Below are 24,918 nucleotides of genomic sequence, written 5' to 3'. Positions count from 1 at the left end.
GAAAGGGAACTACCACGCATCACGTTCACGACTCCAGATCCACCGCGCGCGCCGGACGGAACCCCTGGCGCGTGCTATCCACCATATGCCGGCCCAGGCGCCCGAACCCGCGCGCACTGGCCGCCAAGACCTGACCCATCGAGCGCCAGAACGAATCGCGATCGTGCTGACCCCATTGCGACAACCAGATATCGGCGCGCGCAAAGGTGGACGCCACCAGCCAGCGCTCCTGCTCCATCGACATCGCGGTGAACTGCACGCTGACCTGGCCATCGCGGTCCTGCCGCACCACGGCCGGCAAGGTCTGCTCGATGCCGCGATGACTGAGTCCGATCTGCACCGCCAGGCCGGGTTCGATCGGCTGCGGCTGCGCGAGCTTGATCGCCATGCCGCCGGTGGAAAAATTCACCGAGCGGCATGCCAGCGCCCCGCCGTCGGGCAGGTACAGATTGACCGGGATATCCAGCGGCACACGGTGCGCGCTGCGCACCTGGCGGGTTTCGCTGGCCGTGGCGATCGTGGCGCCGAGCAGCACCATGTTGTAGAGCGTCCAGGCCAGGTTGAACCAGATCGTCTGCTGCTCGCCGCTGCCGCCGACATAGATCAGCCGCAGCACGCCGGCGATCACGCCGACCACATTGAGCAGCAGCAGGAACAGATACGGCTTGGCGATCTGCGCATCGAAATAACTGCGCGCCACCAGCCCGCCCTTGGGCGTGACGTTGAACTTGCCGAGCTTGGGATTGAGCAAGGCCACCAGCGTGGGGCGGAAGATGTACCAGGCCAGCGTGGTCTCGTAGACCTCGTTCCACAACAGATGGCGGAAGCGGCTCTGCACGCGCAGGTTGGTCAGATTGGCCTGCAGGATGTGCGGCAGCGCATAGGCCAGGATCATCAACGCCGACGCCTGGATCACATGCGCGCCGAAGAACAGGTACGCCAGCGGCGCGGTGAGATAGATGATGCGCGGCAGCCCGTAGAAGAAGTGCAGCATCGCGTTGAGATAGCACAGCCGCTGCGACAGCTTGAGCCCGCGACCGAGCAGGGGATTATCGATGCGCGCGATCTGCGCCATGCCGCGCGCCCAGCGGATGCGCTGCGCCACATGCCCGGACAGGCTCTCGGTGGCCAGTCCCGCCGCCTGCGGCACCGCCAGATACGCGGTGCGATAGCCGCGACGCTGCAATTTGAGCGCGGTGTGCGCATCTTCGGTCACGGTTTCCACCGCCACACCGCCGACCTCTTCCAGCGCGGTGCGCTTGATCACCGCGCACGAGCCGCAGAAGAACGTGGCGTTCCATTGGTCGTTGCCATCCTGCAACAGGCCGTAGAACAGCTCGCCTTCGTTGGGTACCTTGCCGTGCGTATCGAGGTTGCGCTCGAACGGATCCGGCGAGAAGAAGTAGTGCGGCATCTGCACCAGCGCCAGCTTGGTGTCGCGCAGAAACCAGCCCATCGCCACCTGCAGGAACGAGCGGGTCGGGATGTGGTCGCAATCGAAGATGGCCACGTATTGACCGCTGCACTTCTTCAACGCCGCATTGATGTTGCCGGCCTTGGCGTGCGCATTGTTGGTGCGGGTGACGTAGTTGATGCCGACCTCGGCGCAGAACTCGCGGAACTCGTCGCGGCGTCCGTCATCGAGCAGGTGGATGGTGATCTTGCCGGCCGGCCAATCGATCACGCTGGCGGCCAGCACGGTGGTGCGCACTACCGACAACGGCTCGTTGTAGGTGGGGATGAACACGTCCACGCTCGGCCACAGGCTCTGGTCGGCAGGCAAGGGCGCCGGCTTGCGATTGAGCGGCCACAGCACCTGGAAATAGCCGAGCACCAGGATCACGAATGCATACAGCTCCGCGCCGAGCAGGCCCAGGCCGAGAATGAAATCCACCGCGCTGCCCACGCCCATGGTCTGGGTCGTGCGCCACCAGATGTAGCGGCACGACACCGCCAGCGACATGCTCATCATCATCAGGATGACCACCCGCCCGCCACGGTTGCGCACCGCCAGCGCCACCGCGAACAGCACACCGGAAAACACCATCTGCTGGGTGACATCCATCGGCACGGCCACCACGAACACCAGCAGCAGGCCACCCAGCAGCCACAGCGCCCAGGTTGCCAACGTGGGCAACGGTGATGCGGAACGAAGGCGGGCTGTGGTCATCGGGCAATCCTGGAAACGTGGCAGACGTGCGGCAACGCAGCGGCAATCGCCTGACGCGCTTGCCGGGAAGGACGGAAGTGAGGCGTCAACGCGAGCGCAGGCGCTGCAGCGGGCTATGCGCAGAGCTGCGCGCGTCGGCCTGCAGCAGGCGCTGGAACAGTTGTTCCAGCGGTGTCTGCGCCGGTCGCTCCGGCGGCGGCGATGCGCGCACGCCGGGCTCATCGCGCTGCCGCAATTTGCGCAGCGGCGCCAGCGCATCGCCCGGCGATCCGTTGGCTGTCCGGTCGGTGGGTGCTGCGACGTGCATCTCAGGCGACGGTCGGTCGGCAAGCGGCGCGCCTGGTGCGACCGCCGCAACTGAGGGTGCTGCCGGCACGTGCCCCGGCGCCACCACAGCCTCCCGCGCAGCCGGCGCGGCCTGCCCCGTTGCCGGCGCCTCGGCAGGCGTCATGCCCGGCTTGCGCGGCGGCAGCTGGGTGTACGCAAAATCGTGATATCCCTCGCTCGCCTGCGTCCCCAGACGCGCGAACAGGCCCGAGACATCGTCGTGTCCCTGCGCGTTTTTGGTGTTCTTCGGTGCCATCACAGTCCCCTTGCCCGATCGCACATGGTCATGCCGTCCGCGCCAACACAAACAGGCGCAGATCGACGGTATCGGCTGGCGCGCTCTGCACCGCCAGCCCTGCCAGCATCCCCAATTGCTGGAACCATCCCTCATACACACCCTGCAGGAAACCATCGCTCCATGCGGCCCCGTCCAGCGCCACGCTCAACGGCGCACCGCCATGCCGGATCTGCACATGGTCCGGGTGTTCGTCCATCGTGCACCGGCCCCAGTCGCAGCTGTCCCAGATCGCGTTGGCGGCCTGTTGCACCTGGTCCAGCGCGATGCAGGGTGCCAGCCTGTGCTCGCGCGCGAAGCGGCGGCCGATCCGGGCCATCAAGGTGGCCAGGTCATGCTCGGGCAGCGCGGCGCCGAACTCCTCGGCCATCGCCCGCACAAAGCCCAGCCACTGTCGGGAGCAGCTCCGCGTGCGGTACAGCGACAAGGGGTCGAGTGCAGGCATTCAACAGGCTTCGCGAGGGAGGGACGTCACATACGACGGTTGCACCAAAAGTGATGCAAGCGTGATGCCAATGTTAACGTTTGCCAACCAGCGATTGAGAGATGCATCTCACTTTTCCGGGCATTCCCTGACAGCGGCACATACTTTTTGGCAGTTAATGCCGGCCTGCGTCAGTCGTTGCCGCCCCCGGTCAGGCGCCTTCGGGCATCGGCGGCAGACCGAACACGTCGCGCAGGTAGCGCAGGTAGCCGGCGTCCTCACACATGCTCTTGCCCGGCGAATCGCTGAGCTTGGCCACCGGCTGGCCGTTGCAGCGGACCATCTTGATGACGATCTGCAACGGCGTCGGTCCCAGGTCGTTGGTCAGGCTGGTGCCCACCCCGAACGCCAGCCGGCAGCGGGTGTGGAAGTGCGCGTACAGGCGCATCACCTTGTCGATGTTGAGGCCATCGCTGAAGACCAGCACCTTGGTCTTGGGATCGATGCGGTGGGCTTCCAGGTGCGCGATCACCCGCTCGCCCCATTCGAACGGGTCGCCGGAGTCGTGGCGCATGCCGTCGAACAGCTTGCAGAAATACAGGTCGAAATCGCGCAGAAACGCGTCCAGCCCCACGATGTCCGACAGCGCAATGCCCAGATCGCCACGGTACTCGCGCGCCCACGATTCCAGCGCGGCGACCTGGCTGTCGCGCAGCCGCGGCCCCAGCGCCTGGAATGCCTGCAGGTATTCGTGCGCCATCGTGCCCAGCGTGGTCAGCCCGTAGTGCTTGGCGAAATACACGTTGCTGGTGCCCACGAACTGCTCGCCCAGGCCATCGCGCAGCAGCGGCAGCAGCTCGCCGTGCCAGTGCCGCGAGTAACGGCGACGGGTGCCGTAGTCGGCGATCTTGCAGCCGGCCGGCATGTTGCGCAGGCTGCTCACCTTGGCGCGCAGGCGGCTGCGGCCCTCTTCGAAATCCGGCTCGGAGGTGTTGCGGAACCACACCTCGTTGATGATCGCCAGCAGCGGCACTTCGAACAGGATGGTGTGCAGCCACGGGCCGCGGATGGTCAGTTCGATCTCGCCCGGGTGGGTGGCCGACGCCGACAGCTGCAGATACTTGCGGTCCAGATGGAATAGCGCCAGAAAGTCGGCGAAGTCCGGCTTGATGAAACGCAGGCTGCGCAGGTAGTCCACCTCGTCCTCGCGCAGGCGCAGCCGGCACAAGGCATCGATCTCGCGCGAGATCTCATCGATGAACTGCGCCAGATCCACGCCCGGCGTGCGGCATTTGAAGCGGTACTCGACCTGCGCGGCCGGATGCTGATGCAGCACCGCCTGCATCATGGTGAATTTGTACAGGTCGGTGTCGAGCAGCGAATGGATGATCATGCGGCCGGATTATGCCCGCAGCGGCGGTGGCCGCGCGTGCATTGGGCATGACCTGAGCGCCGGCCGCGATGCACCCGCCCTGCGCCCAGGGCGCACGCTCCGGCACGCTGGCCAGGTCGAAGTTTCGAGGGTGTCCGCGGGAGCGAATGGGGCCATCGGCTGTTCGGTGCCACGCACCAGCGGCGCCAGTCAGCTCCACAAGGCCACCGATCGCAGATCCACTCCCCGAGCGCCTGCACAGTAGGATGACCACCCGCAAAGGCCGCGCCGGCTAGTCGCCAGGCACGGCCGCCCGTCGATGCATCAACGTGCCAGCACCTGCTGCGCCGGCTTGCCCTGCACGGTGAAGTCGCTGTCGCCCGGGCCGCCGGCGGCAGGGTCGGTGTACCAGCACCACAGCGCAATGCCGTCCACGCCATGGGCCTGCAACACGGTGCGCCACTGCTGCAGCACCTGCAGTTGCAGGCGGGTATCCACTGCGGCGGTACGTTGCTCCGGGCTTTCCCAGGGCGCTGCCAGGCTGCCGCGCGCCGAGCGCAGGCCCAGTTCGGCCACCCACACCGGCTTGCCCACGCGTTGCCCCAGATCCTGCAGGCGCTGCGCGGCGGCAGTCATTTCCGCAGCGCGCGCGCCGGCAGCGTCGGACAGGCGCGGATACAGGCTGGTGCCGACCGCGTCGAACAGCGACCAGTAACGGAAGGTTTCTGCATGCTCCATCCCGTCGGCCACGTACAGCAGCTTGCCGCGATAGACCTTGCGCACCGCCGCGACCAACTCTGGCCATTGCGGTGCGTCCTGCAGCTTGCGCAGTTCGGTGCCGACCACCAGCGCCTCGGCGTGTTCGTCTTCGGCCAGCTGCGCCAGCGGCAGCAGCGCCTGTCGATACGCCGCAAACCAGGCGGCCTGATCGGCAGGCGCCACCTCGCCGGCCCAGTGACCGGGCACCCACACGTGCACCTTGAGCGTGGGCTGCAGGCCGGAACGATGGCTCTGCCGCAGCGCTGCGCGCATCGCATCCAGGCTGCTGTCGCTGCCCAGCACCGGGTCGTTCGACTGCGGGTTCGCCTGCCAGACGAAGGCCACCAGCAGCGCCTTGCGCGCACCGGTGGCAGCCAGCGCATCCAGCGACTGCGCAGCGGCAGCGCTCTGCCACGGCGCATTGGCGGAGACCTTGACGTTGGCACCCATCCACATCGGCGCGGCCGCGTTGCAGCCATTGGCCAGCAGGCACACGGCGAGCAACGCCGCGAGAATTAAAACGCGCTTGAACATGCGGCGGACACCTCGCTGGTGGGCGCTGCACTGCCCTGCACGCACTTGCCCGTATGCAACCTTGCGTTACCCACGTCCGGCTGAAGCGCGGTGGCGGTTGCAGGGCCGGCTGGCGCGGCGGCGCTCAGCTGCGCTGCCACATGCGCCTGGATCGCCGCATCCGCCTCGGCCAACGGGGTCACTGCGGCCGCAGCGGCCGGCGTCGCCACGCGCGCGACCGGCAGCGACACCGGCGCGGCCACGACCACCGCCTCGCCCCGCAGCAGCGACTGTTCGTCGGCAGGCGCCGCACGCATCCAGCTGCCCCAGCCCTGCGGTTGCACCCAGGCCGCGCCGATCAGGCCGAGCAGCAGCAATCCCGCAGCCTGACTGCGCTGGTCGGCCTGCAGGGCGCGCAGCAACAAGGCCGCCGGCACCCACAGTAGCAACAAGGCATCGAAACCGGCCCAGCCGAGCGCGAACGAGAGTGCGGCCGCACAGATCACCGTGCCGGCGCTGGCCACAACGCCACGCATCAGCGCAGCGTTGTGCGCCCGCGCTACCAACGCCAACACCGGGAAGCAGGCCACCGCCGCCACGCCCCAACGCACCGCCGGCAACCAGCCTTCGGCCTGCTCGGCCAGCGGCAATGGCAGCGGACTGGCCGCGTGCCCGATGCTCGACAAGGTCGGCCACGGCGCGTTGAACACGGTCAGATTGACGTAGGCCCACATGCCAACCAGAAACGCAAACGGCAGATAGCACACCAGGTAAAACGAGCCCGGCGCCTTGCGCAACATCTGCGGCGGCATCACCAGCAGCAGCCACGGCGCCACCATCGTCGACAACGCCAACGTCTGCAGATCCAGGCACAGCAGGATGCACAGCCACCCGGCGATACGCAGGTAGGTGAAGGCTTCCACCGGCGCCTGCAGGCGGCGCAGCGTGCGGCACAAGCCGTAGAACGCCAGCAGGCCCACGGCCTGACTGCCGCCCGCGGCGATCGGCAGCAGGAACAGCGGGTTGCAACCCACCAGCAACGTCAGCCCGCTGGCCCAGCCGCGCCCGAACACGCCAGCCAGATCGCGCCACAGCAACGACAGGAACAGCGCATTGGCAGCCACCGCCAGGAACGGCCATACCTGAAACGGCAGATCCCAACGGTGCAACGCCAGATCCACCGCCCATGCCAGCAACCCGCTGGCCGGCACACCAATGCCGGGCGTGGTGGTCGGTGCAACAGCGCCCAGCGACTGCACCAACAACGGCTGGCTCAGCAGCGACAACGCCACCACGGCCACCAGAAACGCCGGCAAGCCACTGTCGCGACGCGCTACCGGCTCACTCTTCGAGTGCGGCGCGGCGTTCGTTTTCCGAATGCTTGCTGATGCCATGCGTGGTCTTCTCCCAATAGAACGGATTGCGGATCAACTGCCATAGACCCTTGAAGGCGGCGATCGATTGCAACGCCCAGTAAAACGGTACCGTCAACGCGTACGGCGCCAACTTGAAGTAGTCGCGCTTGAACGCGGCCACCAGCGTGATGTAGATGAAGAACGCATTGGCCAGCAGCAGATTGACCATCGAGATCGCGGCCAGCCACGGCGGGAAGATGGCATCGAACACGCGTGCACCGCTCAGCACGCTGACCAGGCACAACGTCCACATCACCGGCACACCCAGTGCGATGAAGAAATTGCCGCCGATAAAGAACTGGAAACCCCAGAATCCCTTGAACCCGGTGCTGCGATACAGATGCACCGGGTCGCGCATGTGCACCAGCCAGGTCTGCATGTAGCCCTTGAGCCAGCGTGAGCGCTGCCGGATCCAGTTGGGAATGCTGACGTTGGCTTCTTCGAACGTGGTGGAATTGACCACGTTGACGCGGTAGCCGTTCTGGATCAGCCGCACGCCCAGGTCGGCGTCTTCGGTCACGTTGTACGGGTCCCATGCGCGCACCTGGCGCAACACATCCAGACGGAAGTGATTGGAGGTGCCGCCCAGCGGAATCGGGATGCGCAGGTATTCCAGCGCCGGCAGGTAGAAGTCGAACCAGAGCGTGTACTCCAGCGTGAACATCCGCGTCAGCCAGTTTTCGTCGGCGTTGTAGTAGTTCAGCCGCGCCTGGATGCACACCACATCCTTTTCGGCCTTGCGGAACGCCGCCACCACGCGCTTGAGCTGATCCGGCTCGGGTTTGTCTTCGGCGTCGTAGATGGTGAGTAGTTCGCCACGCGCAAAGTGCAGCGCGTAGTTGCAGGCCTTGGGCTTGGTCTTGGGCTGCGATGGCGGCACCCGGATGATTTCGAAGAACGCTTCCAGGCCGAGTTTCTTGGCCGCTTCGATGGTGTCGAAGTCGTCGGCTTCCAGCACCAGCTTCACGTCGAGCTTGCTGATCGGGTAATCGAGCTTGCGCAGCGCGTTGGCCAGGATCGGCAACACCTCCGGTTCCTTGTACATCGGCACCAGCACGGTGTAGACCGGCAGGTCGTCGTCGCGCAGCGCGGCCACTTCGTCTTCGGTGACCTTGATGTCGATGCGGTGGCGCGAGCCGAACCACACCAGCAACAGCTTCAAGCCGAAGGTCGCCAGGAAGCCGAACGCCACCAGCACGTTGACGGCGATCAGCGTAGGCACCGGGAACAGCACCATCGCGATCAGCAATACCGCCGCGATCGCCCACAACGTGAACTTCTGCCCGCGCGTGACCACCTGGCGCGCCGAGTAGGTCGGTGCGTGCGAGGCGAGCAGGTTCAAGGCGTTGTCGGTGAGCTGCTCGTCGGCGTAGCGCTGCAGGCTCCAGATGATGTCGAACTTGGCAGTGCCGACAAACCGCACCTCTTCGTCGTAATGCGCACGCGCCCAGGCGAACAACGCCGGGTCGGGGTCGGCCACGGCCAGTACCAGCACGCCGTCTTCGCGCTTCCACGGCAACACCAGGCGTTGCGCATAGCTATCCAGGTCGCCGGGGGTGAGCAGGCTCGGATCCGGCGGCTGCTGCACAAGATCGATGAACTCCAGCCCGAAGTGCGCGGCGACGATGGCGTAGAACCGCTGCGCCGGTACACCGCGCTGGGCCAGGATCACATCGCCCAGCCGCGAATTCCAACGCTGCTGCAAGGCCAGCGCCGAGCGCAGCTGTTCGTCGGTGATGACGCCTGCCGTGACCAGCGCGCGACCCAACAGACCACGTTCGCGGCCGATGTCCGGCGCCCGTCCCAGCGCTTCCATTTCGCAGGTGACCGTCATTGTCGTGGCGTCCTCAGAAACGCCACCAGGCGGCCACGAAGGGCCCGCCTGCGGCGCCGGTATTGCGGCCCATCACCGGCTGTTGGTAGCCCAACTGCCACTGGCTGCCACCCGGCGCGGTGTACAGCGTGGACAACTGCAGCTTGGTGAGGTCGTAGTTGGTGCCGGTGGCGACGAAGCCGACGCCGCCAGCAGAGCCGGGGACATCAAAGTTGCTACGTCCGTTGCCCAGGCCCTGGATCACGTTGAGCTCGCCCAGCAGCAACCAGCTCGGAGTCAGGCTCAGACCGGTGGATGCATCCACCCGCACTTCGTCGGAGGCGGCGCTGCCACGCAGGCGCACTGCGCCACCCAGGTCGACGTAGCCGTTGCGCCCGCCAAGCGTGTAACCGCGGCCACGGCTGTAACGCAGCTCCAGGCCGTAGTCGCCCAGGCCAAGCGCAGGATCGGAATTCGCGTCGGGATTATTCGGATGATAGGTCTTGCTGCGGCCGTAGGCGGGGATGCTGACCAACGCCTGCACCGAGCTGCGCCACACATCGTTCTGCGCGCTCGGCAGCGCATAGCGCAAGCCGATTTCCTGATCGGCAAAGCCGGTGGTCGTGGTCTGCTGCCGTCCGCTCACGGCATCGTGGCTGCTGAAGCCGATGTCGTTGAAATAGAAATTGCCGATGACGCTGAGCATGTCGGTCAGGCCATGCTCGACGTAGACATTGAGCTGGTCCTGGCGACTGCGGCCGTTGCCATCGAATTGCTGGCCGTCGCCAAAGGTCGTGCGGTGATGGCTGTCGTCGAACCATCCTCGGCCATCGCTATGCAGCGCCTTGACGATCACCAACGTGTCGCCCTGCGGCTGGGTCCAGGCACCGGCGATGGCGCTACCCGGTAACGCGGCCAGCGCGCAGCTCAAGGCGAGTGCCGACATCGCGGCCACCGACAGGCGGCGGGCGTTACGGGCAGGAGTAGACGATGCAACAACCGGACTGGACTGCCCGGAGGTGAGGCACGACTGACGTACCCGCGAGCGCGGGTCGTTCTGTAAGGACATTTGTACGATTCCTGATGGGGGACCCGTTAGGGACAGGAAGCACGGGCTGGATCACACTTCGCGGCGAAACGTATCACAGTTTCGCCCGCGCCCTCATCACAGATTTATCACCAATTTAACGCCAGCAACTTCATTTCTGGCGCAACAATCGCGGCACCTGCGCGGCGGCATGGGTCCAGATCGCCAGCCACACCCCGACCCGGGTCAAGGGCCCGCGCTCAGCGGCCTCGAATTTGCGGAAATACCGCCACAATCCACGATGTTTATGCCATTCCACGAAAAATGGCCGCGCACGACTGGAGACGCCGCGCACATGCACCACCTGCAGGTCGTTGGCCACCGCGACCAGCGCGCCGGCCTGACGGGCGCGCCGGCACAGGTCCAGGTCCTCGGCGTGCAGGCGATAACGGCCGTCCCAGCCGTCCAGGCGATCAAACAGGCTGCGCTGCATCAGCATCAAGGCGCCCGAGATCGCATCCACCGGCTGCAGGGCAAGCGACGGATTGGCGGGCACGGCGAGCTGGGCAGCGGCACGCGGCGCGCGCAGCATCGCGGCAAAGTCCGGGTCGCGGCGGCGCACGGCCGCATCCGGCCGACCCTGCTCGTCCACCTGCTCCACCCCCAGCAGCACCGCCGCATGCCCATCGGCGCGCGCGCACAACTGCACCAGGGTATCGGTTTCGACCATCAGATCCGGGTTGATGAAGACCAGCCAGGGCGCCTGCGAGTCGCGCGCCCCCTGATTGCAGGCGGTGGCAAAGCCTGGATTGTCCGGGTTGGCGATGAAGTGCACCCGCGCATCGGCCAGCGCATGCCGCTGCACTACGTCCAGGGTGTCGTCGCTGGACGCGTTGTCGACCACCCGGATCTCGCCGACGCCGTCGGCCGCACGTAGCCGCGACAGGCAGGCATCGATGGTGCTGCTGCTCTGATAGGTGACAACGACGGCGGCGATCTGGACTGGAGTCATCCGGCCATTATCCGGTGCCGGGAGCGCGCAGCGCCATCGCGGCAGCGTGCCGGCATGGCGGCCGGCGGCGGCACGGGGCATACTGCGCGCCCGACGGCCGCCACGCGGCCTGGTTCGGCGCCGCCTGCGGCACTCCCACACTTGATTGTTGAGATGACGGCCAGCGACCTTTCGGTTTCGCGCTGCCCTTCCACTCCATGTCGCGCGAACGCCTGATGGCGCCAGCGCGACAACGACGGCCCGGCAGCGCCGTCCGTGTTGTCGCCGGCCTGCATGCCGGACACATTGGATCGGCCTCGTGCAGCTGGTCTATACCAATCGTGTTTTCGCCAGCATGGCTGCGGAGCGCGCGCCCATGAGTGCGACCCATCAGGTGCATGGCATGAGCCTGGAGCTGGCCCTGCCCGACTGGCCGGCACTGAGCATGGATGAAATCCGCCACGTGCTGCAGCGGTTCGCCGGGCTTGGCGCCGACCAGGGCGTGCATTGGCACAGCGCGCGTCCGTTCTCCGCTGCCGCCTGCGTACAGACCGCGTCCGGCGCGGTGATCGTCAAACGCCACCACCGCAGCGTGCGCAGTGTCGCGGCCTTGCGCGAAGAACACAGCTTCATGGCGCACCTGCGCTGGGCCGGCGCGCCGGTGGTGGAGGTGCTGTACGCGGCTGACGGTCAGACCGCTCTTGCGCAGGACCAATGGGTCTACGAAGTGCAACGCGTCGGGGCGGGACGCGACCTGTATCGCGATGCACTGTCGTGGACGCCGTTTAGCCACGTCGAGCATGCGCAGGCCGCAGGGGCTGCGCTTGCGCAGCTGCACCACGCCGCGCAGGGCTTCGATGCGCCGCCGCGCTCCACCAATGTTCTGGTCGCCAACCTGCGGCTGTTTACCCAGCAGGATCCGGTGCAGGCGCTGCAGCGCGCCTTGCCCGCGCGGCCGCAGCTGGCCGCAGCGTTGCAGGCGCTGCCCTGGCAGCACGATCTGGCCACGCACCTGCTGCCCTGGCATGCGCGTGCCTGGCCGCTGCTGTCTGCGCCGGATGCGATGCCGCCGCTGTGGACGCATGGCGACTGGCATGCGTCCAATCTGCTGTGGAATACCGACCACGGCGCCGGCGAGGTCAGCGCGATCTTCGATTTCGGATTGAGCGATCGCAGCAGTGCCTTGTTCGATCTGGCCACCGCGATCGAACGCAACCTGATCCCGTGGCTGCAGCTGGATACCGGCGCGCGCGCGCAGGCGCAGCTGCAACAACTCGATGCCTTGCTGGATGGCTATGCGCTGCATCGCCCACTCAGTGCAGGACAGCTGCGCTGCCTGGCCGCGCTGCTGCCGATCGTGCATGCCGATTTCGCCTTGAGCGAGATCGAGTACTTCGCCGGCATCACGCGCTCGCCCGACAACGTGGATATCGCCTATCACCGCTATCTGCTGGGCCACGCGGACTGGTTTGCCAGTGCCGATGGTCAAACGCTGCTTGCGCATCTGCATGCGCGCGCGGCGCTGCTGCGATGAGCGGCAACCCCGTCTATTTCCTCCCCCCTTTTGCGAGTTCTGTGCATGTCCCGTCTGTCGCTAGTTGCACTTCCCCGTCGCCCGCTGACGCTCGCCCTGGCGCTGGGCCTGGCCACCCCTGCGTTGGCGCAACAGCAGCAACCCGGCGCGTCCGCGGTGCAGCTGGACACGGTCAACGTGCTGGGCGAGCGCAGCGATAGCAGCACGGCGTTGGGCGGCTTCGGCGCCACGCGCCTGCTCGATGCACCGGCGTCCATCGCAGTGATCGAGCGCCAGCAACTGCTCGATCGCCAGGCGCGCGTGCTCAGCGAGGTGCTGCGCGCCGATGCCTCGACCGGCGATGCGTATGCGCCGATCGGCTATTACGAGAACTTCGTGGTGCGCGGCTATTCGCTCAATGCCGCCAACAGCTATCGCATCAACGGGCTGAGCGCGGTGGGCGAGCAGTCGATTGCGCTGGAAAACAAGCAGCAGGTGCAGATCCTCAAGGGCCTGGCCGGGCTGCAGTCGGGCGTCAACGAGCCGGCCGGCTTGATCGACTACCGCACCAAGCGCCCCGAGCACGTGCGCAGCGTGACCCTGGGCACCGACGAGCAGGGCTCGCGCTATGTCGCCGCCGATCTGGGCGACTGGTTCGGCGCCGAGCGCACGCTCGGCCTGCGGGTGAATGCCGCGCGCGAAGACATCGACAGCTATGTCGATCACGCCGATGGCTACCGCAACTTTCTGTCGCTGGCCGGCGACTGGAAGATCAGCGCGCAATCGCTGCTGCAGCTGGACGTGGAATACCAGCATCGCCAGCAACGCTCGGTGCCCGGCTACCAATTGCTCGGTGGCACGCAGGTGCCGCGCGACATCGATGTGCACCGCCTGCTCGGTTACCAGCCGTGGGCACGACCGGTGGAAATGGACTCGCTCAACGCGCAGTTGCGCTATGCGTATCAGTTCAACGACGACTGGCGCGGCACTGCCGAGGCCTCGCGCAGCCGCTCGGCGATCAACGATTTTTCCGCATTCGCCTGGGGCTGCTACGGCGCGGCAAGCTGTGCCGACATCGCCACGCCCAACTTCTTCAGCGCGCAAGGCGAGTACGACGTCTACGACTATCGCAGCCCCGACGACACCCGCGTGCACGATCAACTACGCGCCACCCTCGAAGGCCATGCGGTCACCGGCGTGCTGGAGCATCACCTGAGCATCGGCGGCGACTGGCTGCGCCGCACCATCGATCGTTTCGGCTCGGTCAACGAGTTCGTCGGCAGCGGCAGCATCGACCGCGACCCTGAGGTCTTTGCACAGACCGATGTGGCGCTGGACCCCAAGCAACGCCGCCTGGATAGCCGTCAACGCGCGCTGGTGCTGGCCGACCGCATCGGCCTGGGCACACAGTGGGAGCTGGCGCTGGGCGCGCGCGCGGTGCGCCTGGACGAGCGCGCCTTCGACCGCGATGGCCTGCTGGAACGGCGCACGCGCAAGGATGCGGTGCTGCCGCAGGCTGCGCTGCTGTTCAAGCCGCAGCAAAACATGTCGCTGTATGCCAGCTACGCCAAGAGCCTTGCCGCCGGTAGCACGGCGCCCTGGTTTGCCGACAACGCCGATGAAATCCTGCCGCCGACCAATGCCTACCAGCTGGAAACCGGCGCCAAGGTGGAGCTGGATGGCCTGCGCCTGGGCGCGGCGCTGTTCGATATCCGGCAGGCGTATCAGTTCACCCAACCGCAGGCCGATGGCGGCCTGCGGTTCGTGCAGCAGGGCCGCCTGCACAACCGCGGGCTGGAACTGTCTGCCGACGGGGCGGCCACCGAGCAGTTGCGTGTGTTCGCCAGCGTCGCCGCCATCCGCGCGCGCGCCGAAGACACCGACATTGCCGCCTACGAAGGCCATCAGGCGATCAATGTGCCCAAGCTGCGTGCCAGCGTGCAGGCCGACTACAGCGTGCCCGGTGTCGATGGCCTGGCGGTGCTGGCAGGCGTGCAATACAGCGGCCGCAAGTTCGCCGACCGGCTCGGCAATGCCAGCGTGCCGGCCTACACCGTGGCCAACCTGGGTGCGCGTTACGCCACTGCGCTGGGCGGGGTGGCGACCACCTGGCGTCTGAACGTGGACAACGTGTTCGACAAACGCTACTGGCGCGATTCCGGCGAATACCAGGGCGATGCCTATCTGTTTCCGGGTGCGCCGCGTACGGCGCGGCTGACGGTGCAGGTGGATTTTTGAGGCCTGCTGCCCCCATCCGCCCTTCGGGCACCCTCCCCCGCAGGCGGAGGAAGGACCTCGAAGCGAGTCAGCCGTGCTTGTGCGTGTTTCAGGCAATGGCTGAAACAGCAGGCACCAGTTGAAGGCAGGGACTCAGCGGTGAGGGCGCTATCGCGTTTCCATCGCACGCAGATTCGGGGCATCGCGCAGCATCCACTTCCGACCGCACCGCTGTTTTGCACGGGTTGCACCTCTCCCACCGCTGTCCCCTTTCCATCAGGCATTGCATGTCGTTGCTCGAATCCATCGCCGTTGTGATCAACCTGCTGGGCGTGTGGCTGACCGCGCGGCGCATCCGCTGGTGCTGGCCGGTGGGCATCGTGGCGGTGGCCGTGTACGCCTGGCTGTTCTATCAGTGGAAGCTGTATTCGGACATGCTGCTGCAAGGGGTCTACGTGCTGACCCAGCTTTATGGATGGTGGCACTGGCGGCGCGGCGCCGCTGCAGAAACGCGGATTCGCCCGCTGCCGATGCCGGCTGCGGAACTGTGGCTGTCGCTGTGCATCGGCGCGGCGTTCGCTGCCGCGCTCGGCGCCTACATGCATCACCGCACCGATGCCGCACTGCCCTGGCTGGACGCGGCACTGGCCAGCTTCAGCCTGGTCGCCAGTGTGTGGGCGGCGCGCAAGCGCATCGCCAACTGGGTGTTGTGGATCGTGCTCGACTGCATCTACGTCGGCGTGTTCGTCAGCAAGGCTCTGTATCCCACTGCCCTGCTCTACGCGGGCTTCGTGGCGTTGGCGGTCTACGGCTGGCGCAGCTGGAAAACCCAACAGACCCGGAACCTGACAACGGCACGCTGAGCCCGGTGCGGTTTGCGTGCGCGTTCTTCTTTACCATCGCGGTATGCACGATCTTCATCTCATTGCCTGGCCGATGGGCCGTATCTCCAAGTGGCGGCGCGCCGCATGACCGCCTCGCGCCAACATGCCATCACCGACATCATCGCCGCGCAGATCGCCGCCGGCGAATGGGGCCCGGACCAGCGCCTGCCGGTGGAGCGCGCGCTGGCCGAGCGCTTCGACTGCACCCGCATCACCCTGCGTGAAGCCTTGCAGCATCTCGAAGCCGAAGGCCGCATCTACCGCGAGAACCGCCGTGGCTGGTTCGTCAGCGCACCACGCGTGCGCTACGACCCCACCAGCATCGCCGGCTTCATGCAGTACGTGGCCGCGCAGGGGCGCAAACCGCGCACCGAACTGCTGAGCGCGACCCGCCAGCCCGCAGGCGCTGCGTTTGCGGCCGCGTTGCGCCTGGACACGCCCTACGAGGACGTCTTCGTGCTGCAGCGCCGGCGCTGGATCGACCGCCGCGCCGTGCTGCTGGAAACCAATGTGGTGCTGGCAGCGTGGGCGCCGGGCCTGCTCGAGCACGAGTTGGCCGGCTCGCTGTCGAGCGTGTTCAACCAGAAGCTCGGGCTGTTCCTGAGCCGCGCGCAGCTGTCGATGCATCCGGCCGGCCTGGACGCCACGCAGGCCCTGCTGCTGCAGTCCACCACCGGCACGCCGTGTTTCCGCCTGCGGCGGATCAGCTTCGCCGAAGACGGCCGCGCGGTGGAGCTGGATATCGAATCCTGGCGCCACGATGCGCTGGACGTCGTGGTACGCACCGATGCGCCGACGCGGGATGCACTTTAGCGCCGGGATTCGGGATTCGGGAATCGGGAATCGGGAATCGGGAATCGATGACGAGCATCGCGTACGCCTTTCTTCGTTGCGTCTGTCGTGCATCGTTGCGACCTGTCCGCGGCTGACAACACGCCAACGGCTGAAGTGGATGCGTCATGCACGCTCAAAGCGTGCATGACGCAGTGAGGGACAACGGCGCTGTGCCTGCCTGGCAACTGCGCAGCCGTTCTTGTCTGTCGCCCTGCAATGATTCCGTCGCTACTGCCGCGCCAACGTATCGGCCAGGCTCGGCCGTGCCATCGCTACGCGTCGAACAACATGCGTTGCGGGTCCGGCGGCGGCAGGTCGGCGAGCAGCTGGGCAAGTTGGTCGCGTTGCGCACGCAGCGGGTCGTGCATCAGGAAATTGGCCAGCCGCGCGTGCCAGGCCGGCCAGCGGGTGGCCAGCGCATCCATGTCGCCATCGGCCGGACGGCCTTCGCGTGGCGAGGCGACGAAGGCGGTATCGCACAGCACATTGCGCCATCCCAGCCCGCCCATGCGCAGGCTCAAATCCACCAGCGCGGCGTACCACGAACCATAACTGCTGGCATCCAGGCCGCCGGCCTTGCGCCGCGCACTGCCGCGCAACAGCACCGCATGGCCGACCGCCGAGGGCAGCTCCGGATGCAGCGGCGGCATCGCCGCGCAGGCGGCGGCGAGCCGTTCCGGCGCATCCGGCATGGGGTTGAGTTCGCCCAGGCGCGGCCAGCTACAGGCTTCGCCCACATTGCTCCATGGCGTCGCCGTGGCGATGGCGGCATCGCGCGCGAAACACGCGCTCAACTGGCCAAGCCAGCCCGGCAGCGGGCAGGCATCCACCCCCAGCACCACCACGTCGGCGTCGCCGCAGGCGCTGAGCATTTCATCCAGATGCGCCACCTCGCCCAGCATGCGCTGGCGACGGGTGTGGTGCGCTTGCAGCTGCGTGCGCGCCAGCCAGTGCTCGATCACCGCGCGGCCGCGCGGGCCGGCCTGCGCATCGTCGGCCAGCCACACCCGCGTGCCGGCCGGCGTGGCTGCATCCAGTGCACCCAGACAGGCATCCAACGCCTCGTCGTCGGTGCCGACCGGCACCAGCACGACGGGCAGTGCCGCACTCATTGCGGCTTCTGGCTGGGTTTCAGCGGCTCCATGGCCTTGAACTTCTGGCCGTACTCATCGGTGAGATTGCGTGCTTCCTGCGGGTTGCGCACGATCGACGGGGTGATCAGCACGATGACTTCGCGGCGGGTGTTGCTCTTTCCCTTGGTTCCGAACAACGCGCCGACTACAGGAAGCTTGCTCAGGAAGGGCACGCCATCGCTCGTATCCGTGGTTGTGTCATCAATCAGACCGGCCAGCATGATCGTGTCACCGCTTTGCACAGCAGCTTCTGTTTTGACACGGCGGGTGTTGATGTCGACGTTACAGGCTGCTGCGTTTACCGTTGCGGTCGCCGAAGTACATGCGGCGGGCCGATCACCGGGGCTACTTACTTCTTGGACGATATCCAAAAACACCATCCCGTCCTTCGTCACACGCGGACGCACCTTCAGAATCACGCCAGTATCAATGTATTGCACAGAAGAGAAACTACTGTCGCTACCAAGGCCGGTGTTGATCGACGTTGAATTGATTGCGATGCGCGAGCCGACGTTGAGCGTTGCCTCTGCATTATTTCGCACAAACACCGAAGGCGTTTGGAGCAGTCGCACATTTGTCACCCGATCCAACGCCGTGATGATGGCAGCCGCATTCTTGCCCAGGAACGTCCACTGAGCGCCACCTGCACCGGTGATTTTCCCCGCGATATCGCCCCAGATGTTTCTCCCCGCCGCGCTCGCCAAGCCGGCACCAGCGCCAATTCCGGTTGCATTGACGGCCGAGTCTGCTGCTGCATTGACTGCGTTTTCGAAGTACCAATTGACGCCGTAGCTCAGGTCACCGGTCAAATTCACCTCGGCCACCTGCGCTTCGATATGCACCTGCATCGGCATCACGTCGAGCTTTTCGATGACGTCGCGGATGGACGTCCATGCCTGCGGGGTGGAGCGCACCAGCAAGGTATTGGTTTCGGCTACTGCCGATACGCCGACCTTGTCGCCTTGCACTTCCAGCGTTACCGCGCCATTGCCGTTGCTGCGCGGCGACAATTGCAGGCTGCCGTTGCCGAGCCCGCCGCCACTGCTGCCACCGGTGCCGCTGCTGCCGAACTCACCGCCCACCGTGCCGCTGCTGCCCCCACTTTCGCCGACGCTGCCGCCGGTCATGCCGGAGCTGCCGCCCATGCTGCTGTCGCGATTACCCAATGCGCCGCCTAGCACGCTGGTTTCCGAGCCCGGCGCCAGCGAAGCGCTGGAGTCGCCGCTGTTGCTGCGCCCACCGAACACTTCCGACAACCGATCGGCCAGGTCCTTGGCCTTGATGTACTTCAATTCGTAGGAGAACAGCCGCACGCCGCCGCCGGCGCTGTCGATGCGGTCCAGCCACTGCTGGATCTGGTCCAGATAGCGCGGCTGCGGGGTGATTACCAGCACCGCATTGGCGTTTTCCAGCGGCATGAAACGGAACATGCCGGCGCTGGGCGTCTTGCTCTGTTCGCCGAACACCTTTTCCAGATCCGCGCTGACCTTTTCGGCCTTGCCGGACTGGATCGGGAACACGCCGACCGACATGCCCGACAACCAGTCCACGTCGAAGATCTGCACGGTGCGCAGGTAGTTTTCCAGCTCGGCGCGGGTGCCGCCCAGGGTGATCACGTTGCGCGCCGGATCGGTACCGACGATGGCGTTCGGGCGCGCGTACGGCTCCAGCACCTTCTTCATTTCGCTGGCGGAGATGAACTTCAACGGCACCACGCGCACTTCGAAACCGCGTGCGGCCGACGGCGACGCGGTGCTGGGCGCGACGGTGCCGGCCAGCGCCTGGTCGGCCGGCACGATGTTGTAGCGGCCACCGCTGAACACCATGCGCGCATTGTTCCAGCCCAGCACCATCTCCAGCAGGTTCAAGGCCTGCGCCGGAGAAACCGGGTTGGGCGTGGCCAGGGTCACGGTGCCCTGCACGCCGGGGGCGATGACGTAGTTCTGCCCGAGCATGTCGCCCAGGATCGCCTTGACCACCGCCTGCACCGATTCGCCTTCGAAGTTGAAGGTGGCGCTGCCGCTGCTGGCCATGCCCAGGGTCGGAGCGGGGGCGCCGGCAGCGCTCTGGTTGATCATGGTGCCGCTGCCGCGCCGGATCACCGGGCTGGGCTTGGCGCTGGCGTTGCCATTGCCGTCGGCGCGTTGATCGGCAGCGGTCTGGGTGGCGCCGGCAGCGCCGACTTGCGGATCCAGGCGCGCATTGCGGCGCACGTCCGGCGGCGGAGTGGTGGCACAACCGGCCAGCAGGCCAATCAGCAGGGACACGGGAAACAGGCGCGGCGTCATGCGTTCACTCATTGGGTCTGACCGGGGGTAGAGCCGCTTTGGCGCTGCTGTTGCAGCTGGCGGCGTCGGGCTTCGATACGTTCGCGGATGGCACGCATCTGATCGTCGGAGGGGCGTGGGGCTTCCTGCGCGCCATCACTGCGTTGCGGCGGCACCGTCGGCGGGGCTTGCCCGCCAGGCTGCTGCTGTGTCGGCGGGGTGGCAGGCTGCGGCTGAGGCGGTTGCACGGTCGCGGCGGCATCGGGTGACGGCAACGGCGGGACCGCGCCCGCAGCACCACGCGCGGCGGCGTTGGCGGTCGGCGGTTGCCCGCCCTGACCGTTGAACACGTGCAATTCCAGGGTCTGGGTGCCGCCGGGGCCTTCGATGGTGGCACTGCGCGGCTGCAGGGCCAGCAGGCGCCAGCCCTTGACTGCTTCGCCGCCGAGCTGCACGCGCACCGAGTCCTGCGGGTCCAGGGTCAGCGTGGCCATCTTGAAGTTTTCGGTCAGCAGCACGCCGGTCAGGCGCACCGTCGAGGCCGCGCCGCTGCCGTCGTTGCCGGACAGGAAGAACGGATGCGGCAGGCGGTCTTCGGCGAAAGCCGGGTGCGCGGCGATCTCCGAATATTTTTCGAAAGCTCCCAGCCGCTCCGGCGCAGGCGCCGGCAAGGTGGGCAGGCGCTGCACCAGCGCCGGGTCGTCCGGGAGCAGTTCCACGCGCTTGCCCAGCCCGGCCACGGCAAGCATGCATACCAGCAGCGCCCAGCCGACCACCGTGGCCAGCAACCAGGTGCGCAACCCGATCAGGTCAAGGCGCATTGCTGGCCTCCCCGGCGGCGGCGGCGGGCGCGGCATCGGTATTCAACGGCGCAGCGCTGGCACCGGGACGCAGATACCCTGCCAGCTCGAACGCGATGTCCAGGCCATTGCCGCTTTCGTTGGGCGAGAGTTGGTAGCGCTGTGCCATCACATTGAGGTTATCCACGAACAGCCGCGGCGTGCCGTTTTCCAGGCTGTACAACACCGAGGCGAGCTCCGGCGTGCCGCAGCGCAAGCGCACCTGCACCGCCACACGGGTGAAGCGGCCCTTGCTCTCCGGCTGCAACGGCGAGCGGTTGCTGATGGCGCAACTGCGATTGCCGGGGCTGGCGTCCACCACTGCGCGTTCCAGCCGCTGCACCAGCCCGGCCGAGGCCAGTTCGGCAGAGGTTTCCGGCAAGAATCCCGGGCGGCTTTCCAGCGTCTGCCGCGCCTGTCGCAGCCGCTGGCTGACCTGTGGCGCCTGCTGCAGTTGCACGCGCACGCGCAGCTCGCGCTCGCGCAGCGATTGCAGCTCGTCCTGCACGGCAATCATCGGCTGGGTGAACCATGGGTGCACCAGCACCAGGTACGCCACGCCGAGCACCAGCAGCAGCAGGCCCAATGCGATCCAGCGATCGCGCTCAACGCTGCGTGGCATCGGCCGCCTCCTTCGCATCGGGGCCGGCCAGCTCGGCAGTGATGGTGAAACGGTCGACATTGCGACCGGCATCGCTCTGCAGCACGCCGGTCAGCGATGGCGTACGCCACAGCGGCGAGCCTTCCAGACGACGCACCAATGACGAGGCTTCGTTGCTCAAACCGATCAGCTGCAACTGCCCGCCTTCGACCGAGAATTTTTCCAGATAGGTGCCTCCGGGCAGGCGCCGGCTCAGCTCGTCCCAGATTTCCACCGAGGTCGGACGCGTGGCGCGCTGCTGCTGGAAGAAGCTGGCACCTTCGACCAGATCCACCAGCTGCTGGCGCTCGGCAGCCACCTGACGCGCGCGCGCGGCGTTGGCCTGGACCTTGGCGCGCAGGTCGTCGGCGGCCTGACGGCGATTGTCCAGCAGCAGCCAGCCGGCCACTGCCAGCAACACCACCGCGGTGGCGGCGAGCAGCAGGTTCCAGCGTTGCATCGGGTCGCTGCGCCGCAACCGGCGTGCCGGCGGCAGCAGGTTCACACCCAATGGGGCGCCCTGCGCATCGGCCACATCGATGCCGGACAACGCGTTGGTCCAGGCGTCGGGCACACCGGCCGGGCCATCGATCATGCGCCGCGGCACCACCACCAGTTCGGCATCGAGCTGGCCGTCTTCGCGCACATCGAGCACGCGCGCATCGAAATACACCTGGTCGGCGGTGAACGGGGTCTGCCGGTCGATTTCAAAACGTGCCACGTCCTGCAGTCGCGCGGCGGCGGCGGCGGGCAGGCGCAACGGGCGCCGCAACGCATGCGCCGACGGCAACAGCCAATGCCGCGGCAGGCCATCCAGCGCCGTCGGCAGCACGGCGTTGACTTCCTGCGGCTGCACCGGCCACGGCAGGCTGGCGATCGCCTCGCGGGTCTGATCGCGGTGACGCAGCAACTGCAAGGTCTGCCCATCGAGTTGCAACAACAGGCGCGCCTGCGACAGGCCCAATTGCCATTGCCAACGCTGCGGCAACCACGCCAGCAGCGAGTGCTGCCACCAACGCCAGAAGCCTCCGGCTCCCGGCATGGCGCGTACGCCGATACGACCCAAGGTATCCCGCCATGCGGTCATTGCACTGCTGCTCCCTCTTCCCAACGCAACACGGTGTAGGCCGATCCCGGAACTGCAGACGCGCTTGTCGACACGACCGCCCGCAATACAGCCTCGCGTCCCTGACTCAGTCGCGCCCGGCTCTCGATACTATAAGTGTCAGACCCACCGACCGTCGCCTCGCTGCCCGGCAAACCCGGCGGCGCGTCACGCTGGGCCAGCAGTTGCTGCGCATCCAGGCCCATCGCGGTCAACACCGGGCCGGGCGCAAAGCGCGCTTCCGGGCGCGAGCGGCCGCTGTACAAGGTGATGTTGGGCAGCAACTTGCGATACAACTCGCTGTCCATGCCCAGCACCAGGCGCAGTTCGCCCAGGGTCTCGAACGGGCTGTCCTTTGCGCCATACGGCAGGCCGGCATCGGCGTAATCGCGGTCTTCCGCGCCGCCGCCGGGCTGGCTCAGCGAATCGCCATCGCGCCAATCGACGATGGCACCGGCAATGCGCGTATCGCGACCCTGCTCGCCGCCCACGGCACGCACCAGCCCGGCCAACAGCGCCGGCTCGGCCATGTTCAGATCCACCTTGCCGCTCTCGTCAGTGATACGGATCTCCACGCTGGCGTCGTCCATCTGCCAACGATAGCGTCGGCCGTCTGCGCGCCAGCGTGCCTGGGTATCGGCGCTCTGCAAGCGCGACAGTGCGTATTCCAGGCCGGCACGCGCGTATTCCTGCGCCTGCGCGCCGTTGCGCAGCATAGTGCCTTGCAGGGCTTCCACGCGCGCGGTGAGCGCAAACGCGCCGATCATCGCGGTGAGCAGGGCGATCAGCCACAACACCAGCACCAAGGCGGCGCCACGTATCCGGCTCATTGCCCCGCTCCAGGATTGCTGGATTGCGGCAACGCCACTATCAACGGCGGCCATGCAGCGCCGCCGCTGCGGATCTCGATACGCACCATCAACGGCAGGCGGTCGTGCCATTCCCACTGCGGCAACCATCCGCTCAGGCGGCCGTTCTGCGGATCCATGCCACGGTAGCGAAAGCTCACCTGCTGCACGCCTTGCGCCAGCGGCTCCGGCGGCAGCTTGCTGCCTTCCTCGATCGACTTGCCCGATTGCAGCATCGTCAACGCAATTTGCAAGGTGCGCTGCTCGCCATCGCCCACCACCGACAACTCGTGCAGGTACGGGCCGCCGCGTCCCAGGTAATCCGGCACATCGGCGGCAAAGCGCATGCGCTGCGGTTCGCCGACGAACAGCATCGGTTGCTGGCTTTGCGGGTCGATGCTCATCGCCAGCGGCAACGCGGCGGCCAACCGACGGCGCAGGAATTCTTCCACCGCGCGCACGCGCTCGCTGCGTTGGGCGATCGCCTCGCCACGCTGGCTCACCGCGCTGGCCGAGCGCAAGGTGGCAAACGCCAATGCCAGCCCGCCGACCAGCAGCATCGTGGCCAGCAGCACTTCGATCAGGGTGAAGCCTGCGCTGCGCGAACGTATCACGGCGCGGTGTCCTGCGCGGTGGCGGCCACCAGGCGCAAGGTGCGCCACTGCAGCAGTTGATTGGGCGCCTCGCCCCAACGCACCACCAGGGTCAGTTGCAGCAGCTTGTGCGCGCCAGGGGCCACCGGCGCCTGCGGATTGCGTCGCGGTTCGTCGTACGGGCGCACATCCATCGACCAACGGAAATGCCCGTCCTCGAACGTGCCTTGCTGCTGCTCGGGCACCAGCGGCTTGTCCATGCCTTGCAACGCCAGCAGCGATTGCGCATGCAGGGTCGCACGCGTGCTGTCGTCAGCCGCGCGCACCTGGCGTGCAGCGCCGGACAACGACCCCAGCAACAGGCTCAATGCCAGGGCAAGCAACGCGAAGGCGACGATCACCTCGATCAGCGTGTAACCGCGTTGACGCTTCATGGCGCAGGCGCCCGCAGCGGGCCGGAACGCACTTCGCCGGTGATCCAGCCTACATCCACGCGCCAGCGCGCGTCCTTGACCTGCAGATCGATGCGGCCGCCGGTGGAAGCGCCATCGGGGAAGAACTGGATGGCGCCCTGATCTTCCCGCGACTGCACCTGACGCGCGCCGGTGAAGCGCACCTGCAGCGACGACGGCAGATCGCCATGATGGCCGCCGGGCGCTTCCCAACGGCGCTGCAGCGGGTCGATCAGGAAGCGTTGCGGGGTGCCGGTGGCGATTGCCTGGGTGCGCGTATAGCGCAGTTGCGATGCGATCGCCTTGCCGGCGGTGCGCAGGCGCATGCCATCGATGCCGCCGTTCAATGCGGCCGCAGCCAGCACACCGGCCATCGCGATCAACGCGATGACCAGCAGCATTTCAAGCAGCGAGCTGCCACGCGTGCGGGTGCGGCCAGGACCGACTCCATGCGGACGACGCAACGGCTGACATGCAACGCGCATGG

22 protein-coding genes are annotated in these 24,918 nt (G+C 66.8%); 4 read left to right on the top strand and 18 right to left on the bottom strand.

The features are described from left to right. Nucleotides 1–25 precede the first annotated feature (25 nt). From bcsA to VZ068_RS04410, 9 genes are all read right to left on the bottom strand, one after another. Nucleotides 26–2,170, bottom strand: coding sequence for a UDP-forming cellulose synthase catalytic subunit (bcsA, locus tag VZ068_RS04450; protein WP_259167684.1), 2,145 nt, complete (start codon nucleotides 2,168–2,170; stop codon nucleotides 26–28). Nucleotides 2,171–2,255: 85 nt separating this feature from the next. After that, nucleotides 2,256–2,753, bottom strand: coding sequence for a hypothetical protein (locus VZ068_RS04445; RefSeq protein WP_349657022.1), 498 nt, complete (start codon nucleotides 2,751–2,753; stop codon nucleotides 2,256–2,258). A 28-nt stretch (nucleotides 2,754–2,781) separates the two neighbouring features. Beyond that, nucleotides 2,782–3,237: a hypothetical protein gene (locus VZ068_RS04440; protein WP_349657021.1), complete on the bottom strand. Its 456-nt coding sequence runs from the start codon at nucleotides 3,235–3,237 to the stop codon at nucleotides 2,782–2,784. A 190-nt stretch (nucleotides 3,238–3,427) separates the two neighbouring features. Next, on the bottom strand, nucleotides 3,428–4,609 hold the full coding sequence (gene pncB / locus VZ068_RS04435) for a nicotinate phosphoribosyltransferase (protein ID WP_349657020.1): 1,182 nt from the start codon (nucleotides 4,607–4,609) through the stop codon (nucleotides 3,428–3,430). Between the two features lie 303 nt (nucleotides 4,610–4,912). Continuing rightward, on the bottom strand, nucleotides 4,913–5,881 hold the full coding sequence (locus VZ068_RS04430) for a glycosidase-like protein (protein WP_349657019.1): 969 nt from the start codon (nucleotides 5,879–5,881) through the stop codon (nucleotides 4,913–4,915). Then, complete coding sequence (locus tag VZ068_RS04425) at nucleotides 5,863–7,155, bottom strand: hypothetical protein (RefSeq protein WP_349657649.1); 1,293 nt, start codon at nucleotides 7,153–7,155, stop codon at nucleotides 5,863–5,865. The genes VZ068_RS04430 and VZ068_RS04425 overlap by 19 nt, the downstream gene beginning before the upstream one ends. A gap of 46 nt (nucleotides 7,156–7,201) precedes the next feature. Continuing rightward, nucleotides 7,202–9,109: a glycosyltransferase family 2 protein gene (locus tag VZ068_RS04420; RefSeq protein WP_259154937.1), complete on the bottom strand. Its 1,908-nt coding sequence runs from the start codon at nucleotides 9,107–9,109 to the stop codon at nucleotides 7,202–7,204. 13 nt (nucleotides 9,110–9,122) lie between these two features. Next, entirely contained in the window at nucleotides 9,123–10,157 is a 1,035-nt protein-coding gene (locus tag VZ068_RS04415) for a hypothetical protein (protein WP_349657018.1), read from the bottom strand. A 130-nt stretch (nucleotides 10,158–10,287) separates the two neighbouring features. Then, entirely contained in the window at nucleotides 10,288–11,127 is an 840-nt protein-coding gene (locus tag VZ068_RS04410) for a glycosyltransferase family 2 protein (RefSeq protein WP_259154940.1), read from the bottom strand. Nucleotides 11,128–11,482: 355 nt separating this feature from the next. Here VZ068_RS04410 and VZ068_RS04405 point away from each other — a divergent pair, with 355 nt between their 5' ends. From VZ068_RS04405 to VZ068_RS04390, 4 genes are all read left to right on the top strand, one after another. After that, nucleotides 11,483–12,640, top strand: coding sequence for an aminoglycoside phosphotransferase family protein (locus VZ068_RS04405; protein ID WP_259154948.1), 1,158 nt, complete (start codon nucleotides 11,483–11,485; stop codon nucleotides 12,638–12,640). A 45-nt stretch (nucleotides 12,641–12,685) separates the two neighbouring features. After that, on the top strand, nucleotides 12,686–14,857 hold the full coding sequence (locus VZ068_RS04400) for a TonB-dependent receptor (protein WP_349657017.1): 2,172 nt from the start codon (nucleotides 12,686–12,688) through the stop codon (nucleotides 14,855–14,857). 266 nt (nucleotides 14,858–15,123) lie between these two features. Then, a complete protein-coding gene (pnuC, locus tag VZ068_RS04395) occupies nucleotides 15,124–15,699 on the top strand; it encodes a nicotinamide riboside transporter PnuC (RefSeq protein WP_259167675.1) in 576 nt (191 codons plus the stop codon). 105 nt (nucleotides 15,700–15,804) lie between these two features. Further along, nucleotides 15,805–16,533 (top strand): UTRA domain-containing protein, encoded by a 729-nt coding sequence (locus tag VZ068_RS04390; RefSeq protein WP_205392446.1) that lies wholly within the window; start codon nucleotides 15,805–15,807, stop codon nucleotides 16,531–16,533. 293 nt (nucleotides 16,534–16,826) lie between these two features. Here the strand turns inward: VZ068_RS04390 and VZ068_RS04385 are convergent, their stop codons facing one another. Genes VZ068_RS04385 through VZ068_RS04345 form a run of 9 tightly spaced genes read right to left on the bottom strand, consistent with a single transcriptional unit; the run spans nucleotide 16,827 to nucleotide 24,916 of the window. Further along, on the bottom strand, nucleotides 16,827–17,666 hold the full coding sequence (locus tag VZ068_RS04385; protein ID WP_205392447.1) for a glycosyltransferase: 840 nt from the start codon (nucleotides 17,664–17,666) through the stop codon (nucleotides 16,827–16,829). Next, a complete protein-coding gene (gene gspD, locus VZ068_RS04380) occupies nucleotides 17,663–19,987 on the bottom strand; it encodes a type II secretion system secretin GspD (protein WP_259167669.1) in 2,325 nt (774 codons plus the stop codon). Before gspD ends, VZ068_RS04385 begins: the two co-directional genes overlap by 4 nt. Further along, nucleotides 19,984–20,775, bottom strand: coding sequence for a type II secretion system protein XpsN (gene xpsN / locus VZ068_RS04375; protein ID WP_349657016.1), 792 nt, complete (start codon nucleotides 20,773–20,775; stop codon nucleotides 19,984–19,986). Before xpsN ends, gspD begins: the two co-directional genes overlap by 4 nt. Next, nucleotides 20,765–21,415: a type II secretion system protein GspM gene (gspM, locus tag VZ068_RS04370; RefSeq protein ID WP_349657015.1), complete on the bottom strand. Its 651-nt coding sequence runs from the start codon at nucleotides 21,413–21,415 to the stop codon at nucleotides 20,765–20,767. Before gspM ends, xpsN begins: the two co-directional genes overlap by 11 nt. Then, complete coding sequence (locus VZ068_RS04365) at nucleotides 21,399–22,520, bottom strand: PilN domain-containing protein (protein WP_259154961.1); 1,122 nt, start codon at nucleotides 22,518–22,520, stop codon at nucleotides 21,399–21,401. The genes gspM and VZ068_RS04365 overlap by 17 nt, the downstream gene beginning before the upstream one ends. Then, entirely contained in the window at nucleotides 22,517–23,368 is an 852-nt protein-coding gene (locus VZ068_RS04360; protein ID WP_259167668.1) for a type II secretion system protein GspK, read from the bottom strand. The genes VZ068_RS04365 and VZ068_RS04360 overlap by 4 nt, the downstream gene beginning before the upstream one ends. Then, nucleotides 23,365–24,000 (bottom strand): type II secretion system protein J, encoded by a 636-nt coding sequence (locus tag VZ068_RS04355; RefSeq protein WP_259154963.1) that lies wholly within the window; start codon nucleotides 23,998–24,000, stop codon nucleotides 23,365–23,367. The genes VZ068_RS04360 and VZ068_RS04355 overlap by 4 nt, the downstream gene beginning before the upstream one ends. Further along, nucleotides 23,997–24,413, bottom strand: a complete 417-nt coding sequence (locus VZ068_RS04350; RefSeq protein WP_259154964.1) for a prepilin-type N-terminal cleavage/methylation domain-containing protein — start codon at nucleotides 24,411–24,413, stop codon at nucleotides 23,997–23,999. Before VZ068_RS04350 ends, VZ068_RS04355 begins: the two co-directional genes overlap by 4 nt. Continuing rightward, nucleotides 24,410–24,916 (bottom strand): GspH/FimT family pseudopilin, encoded by a 507-nt coding sequence (locus tag VZ068_RS04345; protein WP_259154965.1) that lies wholly within the window; start codon nucleotides 24,914–24,916, stop codon nucleotides 24,410–24,412. The genes VZ068_RS04350 and VZ068_RS04345 overlap by 4 nt, the downstream gene beginning before the upstream one ends. Between the last annotated feature and the right edge of the window lie 2 nt (nucleotides 24,917–24,918).

Source organism: Xanthomonas sp. 10-10, assembly GCF_040182365.1.
Classification (GTDB): domain Bacteria; phylum Pseudomonadota; class Gammaproteobacteria; order Xanthomonadales; family Xanthomonadaceae; genus Xanthomonas; species Xanthomonas arboricola_F.
Note: the sequence above shows the minus strand (reverse complement) of the source record. Positions and strands in the feature narration are given on the sequence as shown.

Bases quoted from the DNA above. Each gene is read 5' to 3' on its own strand.
- VZ068_RS04345 (WP_259154965.1), bottom strand. From the start codon at position 24,916: ATGCGCGTTGCATGTCAGCCGTTGCGTCGTCCGCATGGAGTCGGTCCT.
- VZ068_RS04420 (WP_259154937.1), bottom strand. From the start codon at position 9,109: ATGACGGTCACCTGCGAAATGGAAGCGCTGGGACGGGCGCCGGACATC.
- VZ068_RS04365 (WP_259154961.1), bottom strand. From the start codon at position 22,520: ATGACCGCATGGCGGGATACCTTGGGTCGTATCGGCGTACGCGCCATG.
- VZ068_RS04360 (WP_259167668.1), bottom strand. From the start codon at position 23,368: ATGAGCCGGATACGTGGCGCCGCCTTGGTGCTGGTGTTGTGGCTGATC.
- VZ068_RS04400 (WP_349657017.1), top strand. From the start codon at position 12,686: ATGTCCCGTCTGTCGCTAGTTGCACTTCCCCGTCGCCCGCTGACGCTC.
- VZ068_RS04350 (WP_259154964.1), bottom strand. From the start codon at position 24,413: ATGAAGCGTCAACGCGGTTACACGCTGATCGAGGTGATCGTCGCCTTC.
- VZ068_RS04405 (WP_259154948.1), top strand. From the start codon at position 11,483: ATGAGTGCGACCCATCAGGTGCATGGCATGAGCCTGGAGCTGGCCCTG.
- VZ068_RS04445 (WP_349657022.1), bottom strand. From the start codon at position 2,753: ATGGCACCGAAGAACACCAAAAACGCGCAGGGACACGACGATGTCTCG.
- gspD (WP_259167669.1), bottom strand. From the start codon at position 19,987: ATGAGTGAACGCATGACGCCGCGCCTGTTTCCCGTGTCCCTGCTGATT.
- VZ068_RS04390 (WP_205392446.1), top strand. From the start codon at position 15,805: ATGACCGCCTCGCGCCAACATGCCATCACCGACATCATCGCCGCGCAG.
- VZ068_RS04415 (WP_349657018.1), bottom strand. From the start codon at position 10,157: ATGTCCTTACAGAACGACCCGCGCTCGCGGGTACGTCAGTCGTGCCTC.
- VZ068_RS04385 (WP_205392447.1), bottom strand. From the start codon at position 17,666: ATGAGTGCGGCACTGCCCGTCGTGCTGGTGCCGGTCGGCACCGACGAC.
- pncB (WP_349657020.1), bottom strand. From the start codon at position 4,609: ATGATCATCCATTCGCTGCTCGACACCGACCTGTACAAATTCACCATG.
- pnuC (WP_259167675.1), top strand. From the start codon at position 15,124: ATGTCGTTGCTCGAATCCATCGCCGTTGTGATCAACCTGCTGGGCGTG.
- xpsN (WP_349657016.1), bottom strand. From the start codon at position 20,775: ATGCGCCTTGACCTGATCGGGTTGCGCACCTGGTTGCTGGCCACGGTG.
- gspM (WP_349657015.1), bottom strand. From the start codon at position 21,415: ATGCCACGCAGCGTTGAGCGCGATCGCTGGATCGCATTGGGCCTGCTG.
- bcsA (WP_259167684.1), bottom strand. From the start codon at position 2,170: ATGACCACAGCCCGCCTTCGTTCCGCATCACCGTTGCCCACGTTGGCA.
- VZ068_RS04430 (WP_349657019.1), bottom strand. From the start codon at position 5,881: ATGTTCAAGCGCGTTTTAATTCTCGCGGCGTTGCTCGCCGTGTGCCTG.
- VZ068_RS04440 (WP_349657021.1), bottom strand. From the start codon at position 3,237: ATGCCTGCACTCGACCCCTTGTCGCTGTACCGCACGCGGAGCTGCTCC.
- VZ068_RS04410 (WP_259154940.1), bottom strand. From the start codon at position 11,127: ATGACTCCAGTCCAGATCGCCGCCGTCGTTGTCACCTATCAGAGCAGC.